Genomic DNA, 19,394 nt, shown 5'->3' on the forward strand with positions numbered 1-19,394 from the left:
TGCCGGCGTGTTGTACTCTCGTTTGCCCCGCTTTGTGAGCGCGACGGAAAGTCGGACATCACGGGCCGGGGTGGGCGCGAGGTCAGTCGACGGGTGTCGAATGCATGGGGCGGCTTCGGATGAGCGCGGGTGCGCCTGACGAACGCGAGCGCCCCCGGGGTGTGCCAGGCTTGACGTGGTGACGATCCTCCCTCCTGAACCCGGTGAACCGCGCCGGCCGCACGGCCCGCGCGACCCGGGTGACGCCTGGGTGGAAGCCCCGACGGGGGAGCGGTACTGGGGGCGTTTCGGCGCGGCTGGACTCCTGGCGTTGGATGCCGAGCGAGGCGTGCTGTTGCAGCACCGCGTCGGCTGGAGTCACTTCGGTGGCACATGGGCTCTGCCCGGCGGCGCCCGGCACCAGGGCGAAGACGCGGCGACCGGTGCGATCCGTGAGGCGCAGGAGGAGGCCGGGGTTCCCGACGGCGCGGTGCGGTCTCGATTCGAGAGCGTGTTCGACGCCGGTGTGTGGACCTACACGACGTTGGTGGCCGACGTCGTCGAACCGTTCACGCCGGTGATCTCCGATCCCGAGTCGCTGGAACTCGCCTGGGTGCCCATCGACGAGGTCGAGTCGATGCCGCTTCACCCGGGCTTCGCAGCGTCGTGGCCGCTGTTGCGCGGTTTGCTGTCGCGGCATCCCGCGATCGTCGTCGACATGGCCAACGTCGTCGGCTCGGTGCCCGACGGATGGTGGCGCGACCGTGCGGGGGCGGCGTCGCGACTTCTCGCTCGGGTATCGGCACGTGCGGCGCGTGGCGTGCCGGCGGATGCGCTGTCGATGGACGGGGATCTGTGGTTCCCGAGCTGGACCGCGGTCGTCGAGGGGCAGGCGCGCGCGGTGTCGTCGGAGGTCGCACAGGTCGAGGTCGTGGCGGCTCCGGGTGAGGGCGACGACACGATCGTGTCGATCGCCGCAGACCTTCGCGCGCGAGGACGTGACGTGATCGTTGTGACCAGCGACCGTGGACTGGCGCAGCGGGTCGCCGAGGTCGGCGCTCGCGTGCAGGGAGCGCGCTGGCTGCGTGATCTGCTCGACGCGGACTGATCGTTAGCGTCGCCGCGCCGTCAGTGCGCGGCGCCGTCTCGTCCGCGCAGGCGGTCGATCTCCCTCCGTTCCCGTTTCGTGGGACGGCCGGCGCCGCGATCCCGTACCGGGACGAACGGTGTCTCGGTGCGTGGGGGAGGGGGCGGGGTGCGGTCTTCCATCGCCGCCGCGGCGGCGGGAGCGCCGACGCGTTTGGTGATGGTCTGACGCACGACCAGATGCCGGTCGAAGCCGTTGATGCGTACGCGGAGCTCGTCGCCGGGGCGGACCGGCTGCGCCGCTTTCGCGCGGTCTCCGTTCACGCGCACGTGTCCGGCACGGCAGGCGGTGGTCGCGGCGGATCGTGTCTTGTAGACACGCACCGCCCACAGCCATGCGTCGACCCGGGCGCTCTCGCTCATTCCGTCGAGCGTACCCGGGACAGGTGCCGCGGCAGGCCGACGGCCGCGACGACGACTCCGGCTGCGAGGATGGTGATGATTCCGAAGGCGGTGTCGAACCGGGTACTCGAGGATGCCAGGGCGATCACCGCTCCTGCGGTGCCCGCGCCGAGTGCCCCACCCAGCTGGCGGGCGACGATGTTGGGGGCGGATGCGCCGGCGACATCGTCGGCCGAGGCGAGTTCGATCGACACCGTCAGAGCGGCGGCGAAGGTGACGGCCACGCCCGCGCCGAGCAGTGTCGATCCGGCCAGCAGCACCGGGATCTCGTGTGGTGCGATCCACTGCAGGCTCGCCCCGGCCGTGGCGGTGATCGCGCCGAGGAGCGCCGTTCCGCGGCGCCCGAGCCCCCGGCGAAGGAGTCCGGCGAGTGGACCGACCGCGGCGATCGCGGCCGTGGCCGGCAGCAGCAGGGCCCCGCCGATCACGATCGACAGGTTTAGCCCGTCAGGGGCTTCGACGAAGGCGGGGAGGGAGACGAACATCCCGAACAGGGCGGCACCGCCCAGGAGGGCCATGATGTGCGCGGCGATGAGGGCACTGCGCCGACGAAGGGACGCCCTGTTCCACAGCGGTGTGTCGCGCCGGTACTGTGTGCGCGCCCATCCGGCAAGAGCGAGCAACCCTGTCACGATCAACAGGGGCACCGTTGCGCACGGGTACGGGAGCTTCGATCCTTCCGTGATCGCGAGGAGCAGAGCGACGCCTCCGGCCCCGAGGGCCAGGGACGCGCGCAGGTACAGACGTCGTGAGCCGGCGGTGGGCGTGGAGGGGAGGGAGGCCACGAGCACGATCTGTGCCGTGACGACAATGATCAGGGGAACCCATGCGAGGGCGGGCGTGCCGTACGCGTCGACGAGTACACCCGCCAGGACCGCGCCGAGCGCGGTGCCCGATGCGAAGGCGCTCGCCAGGATCCCGACCCACAGAGTTCGGCGACCAGGGGGCACGATCCGCTGCGTGAGCGACAGGGCGAGCGGCAACACGCCGCCCGACAGGCCCTGCAAGGCGCGGGCGAGGATGAGCTGGGTAAGGCCCGTCGCCGTGCCGGCGAGGAATAGGCCGAGGGCGATGACAGGCAGGATCGACAGCAGGACGCGGCGGGGGGAGTGGTTGTCTCCGAGGCGGGCGATCACCGGCGCGGACACCGTGGCGACGATGAGCGTCGCCGTGAGGACCCACGTGGTGTCGGCCGTGGTCGTGCCGTAGCGGTCCGCTTGGGCCGAGAGCGTGGGGGCGGCCATCGACAGCGGAAGCGCGGTGCCGGCGGTGGCCAGGACCAGGCCGGCGATGGCGACCGCGGACCGCGGCGTCAGCCGTGCCGTCGCGGTGTCGTCACCCATCCCTTCGAGGCTACTCGCGCCGCTGGAGGGCTTCGCAACGCGCGGGTGTCGGCTCGGTTCGCGGCACGGTTCGGATGCGGCTAAGATGGGAGAGTTGTTCGGATCACGGTCCGGATTCCGGGATGTGGCGCAGCTTGGTAGCGCACTTGACTGGGGGTCAAGGGGTCGCAGGTTCAAATCCTGTCATCCCGACAAAAAGCCCTGGTGAGAGGTAACTGTCACCAGGGCTTCGTCGTTCCTGGGTGTGGTCACTGCCTGGTCCACTCGCCCGATCTGCTCGTTCCGGCCGCCGCCGATGTGGACCAATCGTGTGCGGCACCGATGTCGGTGAAGTGCACCAAAGGGTGCCCGTGAAGTGGACCGGATTCCGGACAAGACGGTGCTCCGACCCCTCTGGAAGGGCCGGAGCGTGGGTTCTTCGGACGGTCACAGGCGGGGTCCGGTGCGGCGGGTGGTGTCCCTTCTGGTGGGGGCCGTGGAGAGGAGCTGGTTGGCCTGTCGGGCTGCTTCGGCGAGGTGTCGGTGGTCGGGGTGGAGGTAGCCGTTGGTGGTCTCGATCGATTGGTGCCCGAGGATCTCTGGGAGGACGTGCTGGGCGATGCCGGCGTCGGCCATCCAGGTTGCTCCGGTGTGCCGGAGCCCGTGCCGGGTGAGGTTGTCGAAGCCGAGCTTTGCCACGAGGTCGTCCCAGTCGGTCGCATCCGGGACGGTGGCGGTGGTGAGGACTCCGCCGCGTGGCCCGCACAGGAGGGGATCATCGGGCTCCTTGCCGTCGGTGAGTCGTTCGAGGATGGGTTCGAGCGCATCGAGCATCGGGACGGGGCGGTCTCGGCGCCCATTGATCTGGTTGATGACGAGGCCGCCTTTGCCGGGGTAGTGCTAGCGTCTGATCCACGCGATGCGGTTGCCCCAATCGATGTCCCCGGCTCGGAGCCCTGCGACTTCGGAGCCGCGGGCGGCGAGGAGGGCGGCGAGCATGACGTGATCGGAGTGGGACTGATGCACCTTCCCGCACGCGGTGGCGAGCTTCTGCAATGTCGAAAGGTCCGGGAGCGCGTACCGGCGGAGCGCCCCGGTGGTGTGGGGGACGTGCTTGCCGAGGTTGCGGCGGGCGCGGTGCTTGGCGGGGTTGATCGAGATGATGTCGTCACGGACGGCTTCGTCCAGGACCCGGACGAGTGGGGCGATGGAGTTCTTGATCGTGGAAGCGGAGTGCTCGGCCTCCCAGGCGTCGATGGCGCGGTCGATCATCCCGGCGGTGATCTTCGTCGGCGCGGAGGTCAAGTCGATGTCGCACCGTCGCAACGTCAGGACTTCCCCGATGCGAGCGGAGGTTCCGAGCATCACTTCGATGACGGCCCCGAGTTGTCCGTCTGGTCGAGGCCCGGTCTCGTTCAGACCCGTTTCCCAGTGGCGCACCGCGGCACGGGCTCTCGCGGGCAAGGCCCTTCAGAAATCGGTCGCAGCGGGCCACGCGGGCCTCGCGCAATGTCAGGTGTTCGAATGCGGGCAGCACCAGAGTCCGCGTGTTTCGCTCGTAGAGCTGCTGAGTCGTCAACGACAGGCGGTCTTCCAACTCCATGTCCTCAAGCCAGTAGTCCACTAACTCCGGGAAGCCGCTTTCCGGCGTGATGTCGGCGGTGCCGGGCTGGAACAGTGACCGATCTTCCCGAACGTGCCGGTCGGTATGCGCGGCCTACCCAAGTCGCCGGCCCTCGACCGACCTCTTCCGACGCTGGCTACTGGCGACTGGCGACTGGTTCCGGAGACATGGCCTTCAACTTTAGTGGTCTCCTTATCTCGCGCCGACCGAGCGACTCGTCCTCCTCCAGAGCGTCGTAGTCGGTCCCGACGAAGGCGAACGATTCACTACGAGTCCGTAACCTCGAACCACGTACACGCCGTGGGCTTCCAGCGCTGCCGCTCGGAAGACCATGCAGGGCAACCAAAGCCGCGACACGCAGGCGGAGCTGGCGGTGCGACGCCTGGTGCACGCCGCGAGGCTCCGGTATCGGGTCGACGCGCGACCGGAGCGTGACCTGCGTAGGACAGCGGACTCCTTGTTCACTCGTGCGCGCGTGGTGGTGCTTATCGACGGCTGCTACTGGCACGGCTGCCCCGAGCACTTCAAGATGCCGTCGATGAACCGCGACTACTGGGAGGGCAAGATCGGCCGAAACCGGCTCCGCGATATCGAGACCACTGCGTTGCTAGAGGAACGAGGCCGGAGGGTGCTGCGGCTCTGGGAATACGAAGCCCACTCCTCGATCGCCGCGAGCATCGTGGACGTCGTGCGCGATCGACCAGAGGTCACTCGCTGAGGGCGGACAAACTCTCTGTCCAATCATCGGTGATCGTCTGGATCGGCGTGAGCCTGTCGGGGAAGTCCTTGTGCCGCGCCATATGTGAGGTGAGCCCGTAACGGAACTCCCACCGTCCGGTCGGTGAGAACAGGCAGGCCGCGACGACGTCGAATCCGCCGACGGGGTAGAACCGCGAGGCGGGATCGCCCTTGGACGCGCGGGTCTTCTGCACCTCGACCTTGAAGCTCCCGCTGGCGGAGGTCTTTGGGCTTGCGTTCTTGCACTCGACCCGCATCAGCCTTCCGTCCGTGAGGGTCACGTTGAAGTCGTGCATCGCGTCCACGTCGAGCCGCTCGACCGCGGCGATGTCGGGCGAGGTTTCGAGCAGGTGCTCCAAGTGGTACTCGGCGACTCCGCCGCGGACGGCGACGGAGAGCCGGTTGCGACCGCCGATGATGTCGAGGATCTGCTCGCTGGTGAGTGCGAACTGCTCCTCCAGCACGTGTCGGCTCGGCAGCTCGTCGACCGCTGTCTTGGCTGTGAGCGCGACCGCAGCTGAGTATCGCAGCGGTGGGTCCAGGCGTAGTGAGGTCGCTCGTCGTTCGAGACGTGCGTAGTCAATGAGACGGTCTGGAGTGAACGCGACGACCGTCTCCAGGCTGGTGGGGGATCGGGGCTCGGAGCGTTTCGTTCCCGCGCGGTTGATCTTCTCCCACACGTGCCAGCCGGATGATTTGGCCTGTTGAATCTCTGCGTCCTTGGCGTAGAAGGAGATGCCCATCGGGAGCGGGTCCCAAAGGTTGGCGTCCAGGCCGAGGATGACCCCGTCGGCGAGGTCGACCCCGAGGATCATCGTCACGTCCACGCCGGCGACATCCCGTCCGACCGGGTGCTCTCGCTTCCAGGACTCCTCAGCGCCGTAGCGGAGCTGGCCGCGGACCTCGTCGTCGGGGCGGTTCTTGATCGAGTTGCGGGTGACGCGGAAAGGGTAGACGAGCATCCCGATGCGCTCGTCGGAGTCCAGCTGCACGCCGAGGTAGACGGGTGCGCGGTGCGGGTCGCTCGCGTACAGCACGCGTCCGCCGGAGGCGCGGACTGCATCGAGGAGAAACGTGTGCAGGTCGCTGCGTCCCTGGACGCGGTAGACCTCGCCGAAGGCGCGTCCGGCGATCGGTTCTTCCTCCACAGGGCCCCTTCCGGCTCAGGCTCTCCACCGATGCCGTTGGTCACGTTGGGCATGTCGGTGGCTGTCGGCAGACTCGTCTCGACGATACTGATCAGACACGCACTATCCGCAGAGGCCGGGCCGTGCGTGCGCGTATAGGAAGAGGTGGCAGATGGGCGAGCAGCTCCCGGTGGTGAGCCTGTTCTCCGGAGCCGGAGGACTCGACCTCGCCGTCGAACGCGCAGACGCCGAGCCCCTCGCCTCCAGTGACCCCGGCAGCGGCCTGCTGCGCGTGTCGGTCGCGACGGACTACAACGAGCCCGCGTTGCAGACGTTGAAGGCGAACTTCGACGGCGCTGCGACCCTCACCGGAGACATCCGACAGGTCCCCACCGAGCAGATCCTCGCCACCGCAGGGCTGCGGGCCAAGGAGCCCGTGCTGGTCGTCGGTGGGCCGCCGTGCACCCCGTTCTCCAAGTCGGGGTTCTGGCTGGAGCAGAAGCGAGAGAGCCGCGACCCGAACGCTTCCCTGCTGGACGAGTTCGTCCGTGTCGTGCGTGAGTCACGCCCCGAGGCGTTCATCCTGGAGAATGTGCAGGGTCTGACGTATAAGACCCACAAAGCCCAGTTCGAGCGGCTCCTCAAGGGACTCGGCGAACTCGGCTACAACCCGCAATGGAAGGTGCTGCTCGCCGCGGACTACGGAGTCCCACAGCTGCGCCGCCGCGTGTTCGTCGTCGGCAGACGCGACGGGCAGAAGTTCGAGTTCCCCGAGCCCACCCACTCCGGATGGAGTGAACATAGCCGCACCGTCGACACCAGCAAGATTCCGCACGTCATCGCCTCTCAGGCGTTCGCTGGACTACCCCGGCTGGTCCGCGCCGCTGAGGACGAGATCGTTGACGGTAACTACGGGCAGCTCGCCGCGGAGATCCCGCCCGGTCAGAACTACCTGTGGCACACCGAGCGATATGGCGGCCGCAACCACTTCGAGTGGCGCAGCCGCTACTGGACCTTTCTGCTACGCCTTGACCCCAACCGGCCCTCCACCACTCTCCAGGCGCAGCCCGGACCGTGGGTCGGACCTTTCCACTGGGAGAACGTCCGCACCGCGTCCGGCGAGGAACGGGCAAGACGACTCCGCGTCAACGAGATGCTCCGACTCATGTCGTTCCCCGACGACTTCAAGATCGACGGCACCCGAGCGGATATGCAGCGCCAGCTCGGCAACGCCGTCCCTCTGGAACTCGGCAAGGCCGTCGTCCGTGCGCTGATGGATCAGCTCGGCTACCTCGATCGCCAAGCGACCGACGGGGAGCTGATCTTCGCGTGATGTGAATCGGGCCTCAACGCCCTGGGCGGGCGTGAGCCTCGATTACAGAGGGAGCTTCCATACCTCGTCGTATGCACGCTTGGCAAGAAGACGTGTCCGGGCCACGATCGATTCTTCGGTCCACTCCGCCGAGTCGAGAACTCCGCCGATGTCATAGTTGAGTCCATCACTCCGCAGGATGCGCTTCTTGGACTCGAAGTCTTTGTCGTCGAGCCGTGTGTTGAGCGAATCGTTCACGAGGAGAAGGTTTCCAAGGCTTCCGACGACTTCGAAGGGCACTCCACTGCGCAGCTCCTTCTGGGGGAGGATGTGCTCGATCGTGAGTCGCTCGACGCTGGTTGTCGGGTGCGAATGCCGAAGGAGGCGCTCCAGCACGTATCGCACCAACTTGCTGTCTCGGGCTTGCTCGTTAGTGAAGTAGAAACGCTCCACGAAGGAGAGGACGAACTGTTCTCTGTCAGGTCGGCGTTCTATCAGCTTGTTTCTGATCTCCGTGAGCACGCGCGCGCGTTCTTCCTGGTCGCCGCCCGCGGCCGAGAGCTCGCGCGCAGCCTTCGCGTACATTTCCGAGACGCCTCCGCTGCTGCGCAGCTGACTGACAACGGTGTGCTGGAAATGGAAGCGCTCCACGACCTGAAGAGTCTTCTTCAGCTGCACGCCCTTCAGCTTCGGAGTGGCATCGCGAGCTCGAAGTAGCGAAAGAAGGAGAGGAGCCGGCTGCACGATGCCGAAGATGGAGAGCGCTTCAAGGCTAAGTCGCGCGTCATCCTCTTCCATCGGCCAGGCTCGTGAGGTTGGTTCGATCACCACACGATAGAGCGGGGCATCTCGGCTGAGTGAAGCGAGCTGATTTCTGGCTACGGGCTTCGACTTGATCTTCTTCTTGACCGCAGGGAACAGCTTGCGTTCCGCGACATAGTCCTCTTGTGAGAGCCACCAGTGGAGAATGAAGCGGTTCGGGTCGATGCGCTTCCGGCTCTCGCTTGCCTCAAGTTCGTTCCGCATTCGGTCCCAGGTCGTTCTTGCCGCATCTGCCGCGGAGTTCCCCGTCCCCCGCAATCTATTCAGCAGAAGGTTCTTCAGCAGGTCAACGACCTCAAGATCCTTGCCTCGACTGTTGAGAGTTTCGAAGATCACGTAAGCGTCATCTTCGTTGCCGTGCTCAATCCAGATCACCCGAAGCCCTAAGAGACGGTCGCGCAGATCACGTAGCCAATCGAGCGGGTCTTGCCTCTTGGTAACTTCTTCGCCTATCCGCTTCCTGATCGCATCCAGCGCCTTGAAGAGAGCTTCCTCTTCTTCCGATTGGGGCTTGATGTCTGCCTCGGGAGGGCTCTTGAAAATCGCCTGGGACAGGAATCGTGAGTCCACCTCCGTCTGAAGAGTGAAACGCTGCTCGTTGTTCCGGTCTGCCTTCTCCAGATAACGATGTACGCCAGCGGCCAGCTTGGTCTCGCCGAGTGCCTCGAACTGATCCCGAAGAACGGCAAACATAATCGCAATGGTCGTGACTCGCTGCTGTCCATCCACGAGGCGACGCACAGGGCTCTCCGCATCACGCCAGGCCACCATCGGTCCGATGAAGTAGCCAACACTGTTGTCGTAGACGACATCTCGCCAGAAGTCGTCGAGGTTGGCTGCGTCCCAGCTGTAGGGGCGTTGAAAGCGCGGGATGACGTAGTAGTCCGCACCGACGAAGAGGTCTTCTATCGTCCGTTTGTCGGGCTGGAAGTCGATCTCCGGCACGTGCTCCTCCATGCTCGTCTGGCGTCCGTGGTCGATCCGTAGGGCACGGTCTCCCTCTTGAGCGTACTGGTGCCCAGCAGTGTATGAAGATATGTCGCCAACACGAGGTCGGAGCGAGCCCAGAGGCCACGGCTGTCCTCGCTGATGTCAGGGCCGACTATCGCTGCGACGGCGCAGGGGCGTGAGGAACGAAGAGGTGACAGGTTGACACCGATCCGTTCCTCACGCCCATCTCGTGACGTTCTCTGCATGATCTGAGGCCCGAAATCGCGCGGATTTCGGCCTCGACGACGCCGTCTGGACGACTGGGGGTCAAGGGGTCGCAGGTTCAAATCCTGTCATCCCGACAAAAGGGCTGTTGGCAATACTGATTGCAAAACAGCTTGGCAAGGTCGGAAAACACGAATGGCCTCTGCGGTTTCGCAGAGGCCATTTGAATTGGCCTGACTTTCGTTCCGTTCTTCAAGCAAGGATGGAACTCGATGAACAGGAAGTACTCGCCGGAGATGCGTGAGCGGGCGTTGCGGATGCTCGCGGAGACGCGGCCTTCGCACCCGACGATGATGAGCGCGGTCCGTCACGTGGCCGGGCTGCTGGGGATGAGTCCCGAGACGCTGCGGCTCTGGCAGCGCCGTTACGAGGTCGACGCCGGTGTGAAGCCGGGGCTTACGACGGACGCGGCGGCGGAGATCAAGCGGCTGCAGAAGGAGAACGCCGAGCTGCGGAAGGCGAACGAGATCCTCAAGGCTGCGAGCGTGTTTTTCGCGAAGGAGCTCGACCGCCCCTGACCGAGATGATCCGGTTCATCACCGAGTACCGGGATCGTTTCGGGGTCGAGCTCATCTGCCGAGTCCTCAGACCGGCAGTTCAAGGGTTCCTCACTTCCCGCGGATATCGCGCCGCGGTCGGTCGTGCGCCGTCAGCGCGGCAGTTGAAGGACGAGCTGCTCGTCCCGGAGGTCGCAAGGCTGCATGCGGAGAACTACGGCGTCTACGGGCGCCGGAAGATGCATGCCCTGATGCGCAGGCAAGGGTGGGATATCGGCCGCGACCAGACCGAACGCCTCATGCGCCTGGGTGGAGTCCGGGGTGTGAGAAAGTCGAAGCGAGTGTTCACGACACGCTCCGACAAGACGACGGCCCTGCCGAGCGATCTCGTGAATCGTCGCTTCACCGCGCCGGCGCCGCGGCGGCTCTGGGTCTGCGACGTGACCTACGTCGCGACCTGGAGTGGTTTCGCCTACGTCGCGTTCGTCACCGACGTCTACTCCCGACGCATTGTCGGCTGGAACGTAGCCTCGACGCTGCGGTCGGAGATCCTGCCCCTGCAGGCGCTCGACATGGCCGCGTGGGGCGCTGGCGGCGACCTCACCGGGCTGACGCATCATTCGGACCACGGATCGAACTACATGGCGATGGTCTACACCGACCGGATCGTCGAACTCGGCGCCGTTCCCTCGACAGGGACGGTCGGCGACAGCTACGATAACGCCCTCGCCGAGGCGATCAACAACCTCTACAAGACCGAGCTGATCCGGCAACGCGGGCCGTGGCGGACGGTCGAGCAGGTTGAGCTCGCGACGCTCGAATGGGTGTGGTGGTGGAACAACCAGCGCCTCCACGGCGAGCTCGACATGCGCACCCCACTCGAGGCCGAGCAGGCGTACTACGCTGACCAAGAATCAGACCAGCCGGCACCTGCCGGACAAGGCTCCCGATAGGAACGAAAGTCAGGCCGATTCAGTGAGGCGTGGACGCGTGTTGACGCCGACCTCGAGTGGAGGGATCCCGAGCACGGGTGCGAAGTAAGTATTCGCGTACCCCTGCCATGTGGTCGCCCAACACACGATCACGCGGGGGTCGGCCACGAGGCGCTGCAACCAGGCGGCACCGGCAGCTGAGTAGCAGGCGATGTCGCCGATGGCCCCGGCGTCGCTCCAGTCACCGGCGGGGTCATGAAACGCGACCGGATAATCCTCGCGGAACACGCGAACCGTCGCTTCGTACACACCGGCACGCGACAACTCACCCGCTCCACGATCGAGCGGCGGTAGGCGGAGAACACCGTCAATGTCGACAGCCACCACGACGGGGTTCAGCGTCTCACTCAAGCGATCACCTCCCATGGTCGTGCCCGTGCTCGAGCAGAAGACTGCCGTCGCTTCGCGGCAAGTCCGTACTCACACGGGGCACGAGACCTCGTTTCTGACCGGGATGTCGTCTCTGCGGAGCGGGCTCCGTCCACGTCCGCGCCAGCCACCAGCTTTCTTCATGCCGCGTACATGAGGTAGGGGTCGGGCGACCTTTGTCCGCGAGTCGGTGCATTGAGTGAGCGAGCGCGATCCGACAGCCCACATCGGCCGAGGCGACGTCGATCGGTGCTCCGCTGGATGACTCACGCCCGATCAGCTGTTGCGATCTTCGATGCGCTGCTCGCGAAGTGTTGGGTCACTCCCGAGGAGCACGACCGGTTGAATCGAGCTGGCGCCAGCCTTCAACGGGATGCCCCGAACGGCGACGGGGGGACGCGCTTCGCGGCCAACGCGAGAACCGGCAACAGCTGTATCGCACGATTCTCCGACGGCGCCGCGTACATGCTCGGTATGACAACGACGAGAACAGACCGGTATCCAGACGACATCACGGTAATGGTCCGCAGAATTGAGTCCATAGGCATAGCGAGCTACGCCCGCGAGCTTGGAGGGAGCACGCAAGCCCTTCGGCGATACCTCCTTCGCAGGGGAGTGGACCTGTGTGCGGTCTCGACTCCAGGTCGGGTCCAGAAGGCGGAGTACCCAACGACCGAAGCGATGCTCGAGCACATCAACGCCAAGGGCACCGAGTCGCTCGCCCGCACTATCGGGGTGAGCGGGAACGCAATCAGGAAGGAGCTCGCCCGCCGAGGAGCGACGCTACCGAGAAGGCGATACATCCGTCGAAACGAGAGCACCGCCGCCCCGGATGCAGCGGCTGGTCTATTGGTAGCCCGCGATACTCGGTGACGGGCGACGGGTGTAGGCGCCAGTTGCAGCGATGCACGCTGACGAGGTACGCGGAGACTCCCACACCATGACCAGCCGTCCGCGTGGATCTCCCAGGTGTGGTCGGCCTCGTGGCCTTCGCGTCGCTCGTCTACTCGCCCCTGCACCTCGTTGGTGGCCGTACCTCGCCGTGCCAGCCAGTGCCGTCAGCCTCGCGTCCGCGATTCTTCTTGGGGTGATGGGTGGGCCCTTCGTCGTCGACACACAGGTGACGCCCCTTTTCGCCGAAGGCTGCGCGATCGGGTACATTGCGATCGAGCCGTCAGGTGGCGCCGGGAGCTTCATCGGAGGAACGAAAGTCAGGCCGATTCACGGACCGAGTCAGGCGGGCTGAATCTCGGAATGGGGGCCGGATGCTCTACATCTTTGCTCTGGGTAGCACCATGGCCGTAAGCGACGGTGTCATTTGGTTCGATGTGTTGTTCGCTCTCCTCTTCTCCGCGGCGGGCGTTGCGATGGCTGTCTGGTACCGCACCATCGCTGCTTGGGTGAATCACGGACTACCCGTGATGCTGGGATCGCCTGGAGCAGCCCTCGCGGATGGAAACCGACGGCCGTGGGCGGCTCTCTTGCCCGCCCCTTTCTTGCCACTGATCGGCGTAATGCTCATCAGCGGGGATCTGGAAGCGGCACCGAACCTTGCCGACGAACTCTGGCGAAGAGTCACAGACAACCTCGTCCTGTCCCTCCTGTTCCTCGCAACATACGTTGTTGGCTTGGCCGGCATCGTTGTGCTGCCCATGATTGCGCGCAGAGAGAGACGGATTGTGAGGTGGCGGGTCACTCGGATGGCGGCTGCGCTGGCGCCGGCGCTGGTCGTCCTTGTGGGGGCAATCGGCCTGTCACTCGTCTGCGGGTACGGATAGGTCGCGACGTCCTCCAGGAAGCGTGCTCGAGCGAAATTTCGCTGCCGCGATCGGCATGCAGAATGCAGCCCGCGACCTCGTGCCGGCGAGCGACGGCGTTGCGGACGGCGTCCACGGCGAGCTTGGCGGTCATCCGGTCGCTGATCGAGTAGCCGACGATCCGGTTGGAGAACACGTCTTTGATCGCGCAGCAGTAGAGCTTGCCTTCGCTCGTGCGATGCTCGGTGATGTCCGTGAGCCAGAGCCGGTTGGGCGCGTCAGCGCGGAACACCCGCTGCACGTGATCATCGAACACCGGCGGCCCGGACTTCTTGCCCTTCCCACGCCGCCGGCGCTGCGCGGACGAGAGGATCCCCGCCTGCGAGCACAGCTTCCACGCCGTCCGGCGACTCATCCGCCACCCCGCACGCCGCGCTTCGTCGGCGAGATAGCGATACCCGAACGTCGGGTCATCGTGGTGCGCGTCATGCAGTGCATTGATCCGATACGCCCGGAGCACATCCGCGTCCCGGATCGGGGCGTTGCGCCACCGGTAATAGGGCTGGCGGGCGAGCTTGAGAACCCGACACGACACCGTCACGGGAATCCCCGCGTCGGCAAGCTCAGATACGAGCGGGTACGTCATTTTGGGGAGCCATCGAGGCGCAGATTCGCCTGCGACAGATATTCCGCCGCACGGCGGAGCACCTCGTTCTCCTGCTCGAGCAGCCGGATCCGCTTCTTCAACTCCCGCGCTTCGGCCGCATCCGCCGCGGTCTGGCCCGGACGGTTGCCTTCCTCAACGTCGGCTTGGCGGAGCCAATTCTGGAGCGTCGCTTCGCTGATGCCGAAGTCGGTGGCGATCTGCTTGATGGTGACGCCGCTCTCGCGGCTACGAGCAACCGCGACGACGTCTTCGCGGAACTCTCTGGGATAGGGGCCAGGCATGATGACATCCTCCCCGCCAGCGCCTCCCGGCACTAACGATCAGTTGTCACCGCTTCCTTCTTCACGCCCACGCCCCGTATGGTGGCGGTGTGAGCGACGAGCACAATCCGTTGATCCCCGCTGGCTACGACCTCGTCTGGTCAATCGTCGTCGTGCTCGTCATCGCGCTCACTATCGTTGCGCTGGTGACGCTCGCTCGTTCTGCGCGCCGGCTCGCTGCGACGCAAGCATTGGTGTGGACGGTCGTCGTGCTTCTCGTACCGCTCATCGGTTCGGTCGCGTGGCTGACGGTCGGCCGGCGCGCCGCCCCCGGGGATCCGACTACCTGATTCTGGCTGGCAACGCCGCCACTCCACCCTCCGCCGCGCGATGCTCACGCGAGTCGGACGCCTTCGATCTTCGCCTGCTCGCGTTGTCCCGGCGATCGCGCTCGTCGGATTGCTGCATCTAAGACGCCTGCGCGTCGATGTCGAGCGAGATATCGAACAGTTCGCGGGCGGTCACTTCTGCGGCGGTCACCACCACGAAGGTCACCGTTCAAGACTCACCTAGCCGGGAGTGAAACCTCTTGGTCAACATGGCCTGGCGGCGCAATTGTTCGCCCGCCGCCGGTACCTCCACGCCCTCCTCAGCGCCACCCAGTAAGCGGTCCATGAGTGATCGCCCGGCGACAGTGGAAAACAATGCGAGCCCTTCGTAGTATGAGGTCGTGACGAAAGCGGCGTCTTCAGCGTCTGTTCACACGCGCGTGATCCTTTGGATCGCCCTGGGCGTTATCGCGCTTACCGGTGTCGTCATTTCCGTCGTGACCTCGACCTGGTGGCCTCTGGTTGCCGTCGCGGGATTGGCCATCCCTATGATCCCTGTCCGACCATCGCGGCCGCGTAGGTGATGTATCCCGGTCGCTGTCCGGGCGCTGTCATGCGCGGACCTCGGTGACGAGTGAGAGCACGTCGCGTAGGGGGCCTCGGAGGATGGGCACCCGGGCCAGCGGGAGCACATTCCCCAACAGCTTGAGACCGCGCTCGAGTAGCGCCCGTGTGTGGCGCTGGCCTTCGGAGGTGTCGTACACCCAGAAGAGCGCGAGCAGCAGGTGCGCGAGAACCAGTGCGCGAGGGAGGAGTGCGCGGACGTCGGCGGGCAGACCCGAGGGTGCGGCGCCTTCGACCGCCTGTGCGAACAGTTCCTCGACAATGTCGAGGGAGCTAGCGGATTCGGCCGACAACGGGTTGATCGGTGATCGTGGCGAGACCGCGGCCGAGAGGAATTCACCGGCGTGAGCGTGGTACGGCATCAGTTGGTCGATTCCGGTTGCGTAGACGATGGCCAGCCGGTCGATGAGTCGCGTCTCGTTTTCCAGCAGGCGTTCGGCGGCGGCGCGGTGCGCGTGCTGCACATCGAGGTACAGCTCCTGAACGAGGTGGTTCTTCGAGGGGAAGTGGTAGTTCGTCGCTCCCACAGACATCCCGAGTTCGTCCGCGATCTTCCGGATCGTCGTTGCGTCATACCCGTTGTCGCGGAAGGACGCGAGCGCGGCGGTGCGGATGCGCTCGCGGGTGCGCTCGCCTTTGGTTCCAGGTTCCGAGCTACGCGGCATGGCTCGTGGTCTTCTCTGTCCTGGCCGCCCCGGGTGTTGTCGTGTTGGCATGGCGGGTGTGGACTTCCGTGAGCGCCTCCTGCAGGTTGGGGTGCGAAAAGGTGAATCCGGCGTCGGTAAGGGCCTGCGGGATGACCCACCGGCTCTTGAGGACAAGTTCGGGCTCGGTGGACATCACCCACATCGCGGGTTCCAGCATCCATCGAAGACTCGGCAGGCCGACCCGGCGGCCGACGACCCGCCGGAGCGTTCGCATGAGCGCACGGTTATCGGACGGCTGCGGTGACGCGATGTTGATCGGGCCGGACAGATTCTCCTCGTCCCGGATGAAGCGAATGGCGGCGACGACATCGTCGATATGGACCCAGCTGAACTTCTGACGTCCGTGAGTGCGGTGCCACGGTGCACGGTCGCTGCCGGTGGGGTGCTCCCCGATTCCACGGTAGCGGCGATGCGGCGGGCACCAGCCGTCGAACTGGGTTCCACCGAGACCCCTCCGCGTGAGCCTGAACAGCATGCGTGTTGCAGGTCCGTCGCCGACGACGATCGCCATCCGAAGCGCCACCCGGCGCGTCTCGGGGAGCGAGTCCGCGAACAGCTCGCGTTCCCAAGACGTCGCAACATCGACGGAGAACCCCGAGCCGAGTTCCCCGCAGTCCTCCGTATTTGCATGGTCCATCGCGTGCCGATAGATCGTCGCTGTCGACGCGTTCATCCAGACCCGCGGGGGATGGTCGGCGTGCGCGATTGCCTCCCGTAACGCACGGGTCGTCTGCACGCGCGAGGCGAGGATCTCGTAGCGGTTTCGGTCGGTATACCGGCAGTTAACAGACTTGCCTGCGAAGTTGACGACAACGTCGGCCCCGTTCACCGCGCGGCCGAGAGCATCGGGATCATCCCACCGGACAGGCGCATCGCGGCCGACGAATCTCACCTCGTATCCGTCCTCGACGAACGCGTCAGCGACCGCGCTCCCGATGAACCCGCTCGCGCCAGCAAGTACGACCACTGGCCCCGGATACGTCGGCATGCGATCACTGTACACCGTTACTGAACATGTTCAGTAAGTGAGGATGTGCCGACAATCAACGCGCCTCACGGTCCCAAGGCTGGGTGACGTCACCTTCGACGAAAGAGGGAACCAATGCTGCAGTGGGCCCTGGGCGAGGAAAGCGGCGTCCGCCGATGCGAGCGTTGATCTGGATTGTGCGACGCCTGGTTGCAGGAAAATCTGCGGAGCGTCGCAGGAAAGACCTAGAGGGGAGGTGCGGGCGATCGGCGCCCCTACAGGTTTTGCCAACAGCCCACAAAACAGAACAGAAGGGCTGTTGGCAATACTGATTGCAAAACAGCTCAGCGTGTTCTCGTTGCTGAGTGGTCGGATCTGGCGGCCGCTCAGTGGCGCGAGGCTAGTTGCCGACGGCAGATCGTGCCACGTGAGATCTCGCATGTTCGATCGCGGGGTGCAGTTCGGCGAACAGATGGTTGGGATGCCTGAGGGAGTCCACCGTCCCGAGTCGCTCAAGGACCTGCATGTGCTCGCTCCTGATGCCCTTGATCAAGACCGTGACCCCGCGCTGCTCCAACGTCGTGACGAGCTCGGTCAGAGTGCGGGCCCCTGTCGCGTCGATCAACTGCAACTGCGAGAGTCGGAGGATCACGACCTCGATACCTTGTTGACCACTGATGCGGTCGAGTAGCCGCTCGGCTGCGCCGAAGAACAGCGAGCCGTCGATTCGGAACAATCCGATTCGCTCGTCGCCCGGCATCGCGGGGCCCGGCAGCTCCTCTCGGCGCACACCGCTCGCCTCGCTGAGTGCACGCAACGCGAAGAATGCGGCAACCACGATGCCGATGCCAACCGCGATGATCAGATCGAAGCTCACCGTGATCACGGCCGTGATGATGAACACGGCCGCATCGGACTTCGTCGAGCGCAGCACCAGAGCGATCAGTCGCGGAGACATCATGCGTGCGGCGGTCACCATCAGCACTCCTGAGAGTGCCGCGAGCGGGATGGTCGCGACAACGGTCGCAGCCGCGTACACGACAGCCAGGAGTGCGAGTGAATGCACAACGGCAGAGACTCTCGTGCGTGCCCCCGATCGGACGTTCACCGCGGTGCGCGCAATCGCTCCGGTCGCAGGCATCCCACCGAAGAAGCCGGAGGCGACAGAGGCGAGGCCCTGCCCGACGAGTTCACGGTCGGCATTGACAGGGCCGGTATCAGCCATGGATGCCGCCACGCGCGCGGACAGCAGCGATTCGATGGCGGCAAGGGCGGCTACCGCGAAGGCTGGACCTATCAGGCTCAGCGTGGTCTCCATGGTGAAAAGCGGCAGGCTCGGCGCCGGCAGAGATCGTGGCAGTTCGCCGATCGTCGAAAGCGGCAACGCGAAGACAGTCGTTGCGAGTGTCACGACGACGATGGCGATGAACGATGCCGGGAGACGGCCGCTCACCCTGCCCAGCAGCACCATGATCAGCGCCACCGCAACCACCGCGGCGACCGGCAGCAGGGCGGCAGGCCAGTCGGCGTCCCTCACGGACTGGACCGCCGCCACAAGCGCGTTCGTGCTGTGGCCGGTGCTGGCGACGCCGACGGCGGCGGGAACCTGCTGCAGAAAAATGATGACGCCGATGCCGACCGTGAAGCCCTCGATGACCGGCCATGGGATATAGCTCACCGTTCGCCCGAGCCGGAGCGCTCCGGCGGCCAACACGATGCATCCAGCGAGAATGCTGACGACGACAACCGCCTCGACGCCGTGCACGACCACGATGGGCGCCAGAACGACGACCATGGCACCGGTCGGGCCCGACACCTGCACGTTCGATCCACCGAACACCGCCGCCACGATGCCGGCGACGATCGCCGTGATCAGTCCGGCTTCGGCGCCGACACCCGAGCTGACGCCGAAAGCGAGAGCGAGAGGGAGGGCGACGATGCCCACGGTGATCCCGGCGGCGATGTCACCTCGCCAGCTTCGTCGCAAACCGCGGTAGTCGTCGCGACTCGGCAACAATGCGCGTAGCGACCGTGACGAAGCGCTCATCGTGCCGAGGAGATCGAAGGGAGTTCGTCGGCACGTGCCCTCTGGTCGGCAGAGGCGTGCAACAACTGGTCGAGCAACCGGCGGGCAACCTTCAACAGATCTGCGACCTGCGGGTATGCCAGGCGGTAATAGACCACGCTTGCCCGGCGCTCGGAGACGACCAGTCCGTAGCGTCGCAGTACCGACAGATGTTGCGACAGGTGCGAGGCTTCGAGTCCGGTTTGCGTGAGCATCTCGGAAACGGATGCTTCTTCTGTACTCGAGAGAATCTCGAGCACGCGAATACGATACGGATGCGCGAGCCCCTTGAAGAGATTGGCTTTGGTCTCGTAGAGCGGGCGCTCATCGTTGTCGAACAGGGGTGACTCCGGACTCTCGTGAATTATGAATTGATGGAGTCATCATATCGCAGGGGAGTCTTCGCGAGATCGAGGGCGGCTGGTAGCCGCCGTCGTCATCGCCGCCCTGTTCACGGTGGTGGGTTGTGCCGG

At 65.4% G+C, this 19,394-nt stretch carries 18 protein-coding genes, 1 tRNA gene and 2 pseudogenes; 7 read left to right on the forward strand and 14 right to left on the reverse strand.

Going from position 1 to position 19,394, the window contains the following annotated elements; translation table 11 throughout:
- The first annotated feature begins 178 nt into the window (after positions 1–178).
- The gene (locus ABD204_RS09510) at positions 179–1,087 is read left to right on the forward strand and encodes an NUDIX domain-containing protein (protein WP_194425390.1); all 909 of its coding nucleotides are present in this window, start codon (positions 179–181) and stop codon (positions 1,085–1,087) included.
- Between the two features lie 20 nt (positions 1,088–1,107).
- On the opposite strand, the gene ABD204_RS09515 is transcribed toward ABD204_RS09510, so the two are convergent.
- A complete protein-coding gene (locus ABD204_RS09515; protein WP_194425389.1) occupies positions 1,108–1,488 on the reverse strand; it encodes an RNA-binding S4 domain-containing protein in 381 nt (126 codons plus the stop codon).
- Positions 1,485–2,870: an MFS transporter gene (locus tag ABD204_RS09520; protein ID WP_194425388.1), complete on the reverse strand. Its 1,386-nt coding sequence runs from the start codon at positions 2,868–2,870 to the stop codon at positions 1,485–1,487. The genes ABD204_RS09515 and ABD204_RS09520 overlap by 4 nt, the downstream gene beginning before the upstream one ends.
- Positions 2,871–2,988: 118 nt before the next feature.
- On the opposite strand from ABD204_RS09520, the gene ABD204_RS09525 reads away from it, so the two are divergent.
- A tRNA-Pro gene (locus tag ABD204_RS09525) sits at positions 2,989–3,062 on the forward strand.
- A gap of 234 nt (positions 3,063–3,296) precedes the next feature.
- Here ABD204_RS09525 and ABD204_RS09530 read toward each other — a convergent pair.
- From ABD204_RS09530 to ABD204_RS09540, 3 genes and pseudogenes are all read right to left on the reverse strand, one after another.
- Positions 3,297–3,722 (reverse strand): tyrosine-type recombinase/integrase, encoded by a 426-nt coding sequence (locus ABD204_RS09530; protein ID WP_344098605.1) that lies wholly within the window; start codon positions 3,720–3,722, stop codon positions 3,297–3,299.
- A gap of 27 nt (positions 3,723–3,749) precedes the next feature.
- Positions 3,750–4,313, reverse strand: a complete 564-nt coding sequence (locus ABD204_RS09535) for a hypothetical protein (RefSeq protein WP_322597650.1) — start codon at positions 4,311–4,313, stop codon at positions 3,750–3,752.
- Between the two features lie 58 nt (positions 4,314–4,371).
- Positions 4,372–4,452, reverse strand: a pseudogene (locus ABD204_RS09540) (hypothetical protein); the annotation flags it as partial.
- 343 nt (positions 4,453–4,795) lie between these two features.
- On the opposite strand from ABD204_RS09540, the pseudogene vsr reads away from it, so the two are divergent.
- Positions 4,796–5,191: pseudogene (gene vsr / locus ABD204_RS09545) on the forward strand (DNA mismatch endonuclease Vsr); the annotation flags it as partial.
- On the opposite strand, the gene ABD204_RS09550 reads toward vsr, so the two are convergent.
- Positions 5,181–6,359, reverse strand: coding sequence for a hypothetical protein (locus ABD204_RS09550; RefSeq protein WP_194425386.1), 1,179 nt, complete (start codon positions 6,357–6,359; stop codon positions 5,181–5,183). The pseudogene vsr and the gene ABD204_RS09550 sit on opposite strands and share 11 nt — an antisense overlap.
- A 151-nt stretch (positions 6,360–6,510) precedes the next feature.
- On the opposite strand from ABD204_RS09550, the gene ABD204_RS09555 reads away from it, so the two are divergent.
- A complete protein-coding gene (locus ABD204_RS09555; protein WP_194425385.1) occupies positions 6,511–7,671 on the forward strand; it encodes a DNA cytosine methyltransferase in 1,161 nt (386 codons plus the stop codon).
- Between the two features lie 42 nt (positions 7,672–7,713).
- On the opposite strand, the gene ABD204_RS09560 is transcribed toward ABD204_RS09555, so the two are convergent.
- Entirely contained in the window at positions 7,714–9,417 is a 1,704-nt protein-coding gene (locus ABD204_RS09560; protein ID WP_194425384.1) for a DUF262 domain-containing protein, read from the reverse strand.
- 482 nt (positions 9,418–9,899) lie between these two features.
- Here ABD204_RS09560 and ABD204_RS09565 point away from each other — a divergent pair.
- A protein-coding gene (locus tag ABD204_RS09565) for an IS3 family transposase (RefSeq protein WP_241748094.1) occupies positions 9,900–11,137 on the forward strand; the annotation gives its coding sequence in 2 pieces (ribosomal slippage) (positions 9,900–10,179 and positions 10,179–11,137; 1,239 coding nt in all).
- 9 nt (positions 11,138–11,146) lie between these two features.
- Here the strand turns inward: ABD204_RS09565 and ABD204_RS09570 are convergent.
- The gene (locus ABD204_RS09570; protein WP_194425382.1) at positions 11,147–11,527 is read right to left on the reverse strand and encodes a hypothetical protein; all 381 of its coding nucleotides are present in this window, start codon (positions 11,525–11,527) and stop codon (positions 11,147–11,149) included.
- Between the two features lie 279 nt (positions 11,528–11,806).
- Between ABD204_RS09570 and ABD204_RS09575 the strand changes: the two genes are divergently transcribed.
- Positions 11,807–12,418 (forward strand): hypothetical protein, encoded by a 612-nt coding sequence (locus ABD204_RS09575; RefSeq protein ID WP_194425381.1) that lies wholly within the window; start codon positions 11,807–11,809, stop codon positions 12,416–12,418.
- An 819-nt stretch (positions 12,419–13,237) separates the two neighbouring features.
- Here the strand turns inward: ABD204_RS09575 and ABD204_RS09580 are convergent.
- Both ABD204_RS09580 and ABD204_RS09585 read right to left on the reverse strand, forming a co-directional pair.
- Positions 13,238–13,948 carry a DDE-type integrase/transposase/recombinase gene (locus ABD204_RS09580; RefSeq protein WP_194425380.1) on the reverse strand — a complete coding sequence of 237 codons (711 nt, stop codon included), beginning with the start codon at positions 13,946–13,948 and terminating at the stop codon, positions 13,238–13,240.
- Positions 13,945–14,250, reverse strand: a complete 306-nt coding sequence (locus tag ABD204_RS09585) for a transposase (RefSeq protein WP_206697563.1) — start codon at positions 14,248–14,250, stop codon at positions 13,945–13,947. Before ABD204_RS09585 ends, ABD204_RS09580 begins: the two co-directional genes overlap by 4 nt.
- Positions 14,251–14,339: 89 nt before the next feature.
- On the opposite strand from ABD204_RS09585, the gene ABD204_RS09590 reads away from it, so the two are divergent.
- Positions 14,340–14,579 carry a PLDc N-terminal domain-containing protein gene (locus ABD204_RS09590; RefSeq protein WP_194425379.1) on the forward strand — a complete coding sequence of 80 codons (240 nt, stop codon included), beginning with the start codon at positions 14,340–14,342 and terminating at the stop codon, positions 14,577–14,579.
- Positions 14,580–15,169: 590 nt separating this feature from the next.
- Here ABD204_RS09590 and ABD204_RS09595 read toward each other — a convergent pair.
- The 4 genes from ABD204_RS09595 to ABD204_RS09610 form a co-directional block, all read right to left on the reverse strand.
- The gene (locus ABD204_RS09595; RefSeq protein ID WP_194425378.1) at positions 15,170–15,847 is read right to left on the reverse strand and encodes a TetR/AcrR family transcriptional regulator; all 678 of its coding nucleotides are present in this window, start codon (positions 15,845–15,847) and stop codon (positions 15,170–15,172) included.
- A complete protein-coding gene (locus tag ABD204_RS09600) occupies positions 15,837–16,877 on the reverse strand; it encodes an epimerase (protein ID WP_194425377.1) in 1,041 nt (346 codons plus the stop codon). The genes ABD204_RS09595 and ABD204_RS09600 overlap by 11 nt, the downstream gene beginning before the upstream one ends.
- 379 nt (positions 16,878–17,256) lie before the next feature.
- A complete protein-coding gene (locus ABD204_RS09605) occupies positions 17,257–18,903 on the reverse strand; it encodes a SulP family inorganic anion transporter (RefSeq protein ID WP_194425376.1) in 1,647 nt (548 codons plus the stop codon).
- Positions 18,900–19,262, reverse strand: coding sequence for an ArsR/SmtB family transcription factor (locus ABD204_RS09610; RefSeq protein ID WP_194425410.1), 363 nt, complete (start codon positions 19,260–19,262; stop codon positions 18,900–18,902). The genes ABD204_RS09605 and ABD204_RS09610 overlap by 4 nt, the downstream gene beginning before the upstream one ends.
- Between the last annotated feature and the right edge of the window lie 132 nt (positions 19,263–19,394).

Source organism: Microbacterium aquimaris (genome assembly GCF_039531285.1).
GTDB lineage: Bacteria > Actinomycetota > Actinomycetes > Actinomycetales > Microbacteriaceae > Microbacterium > Microbacterium aquimaris.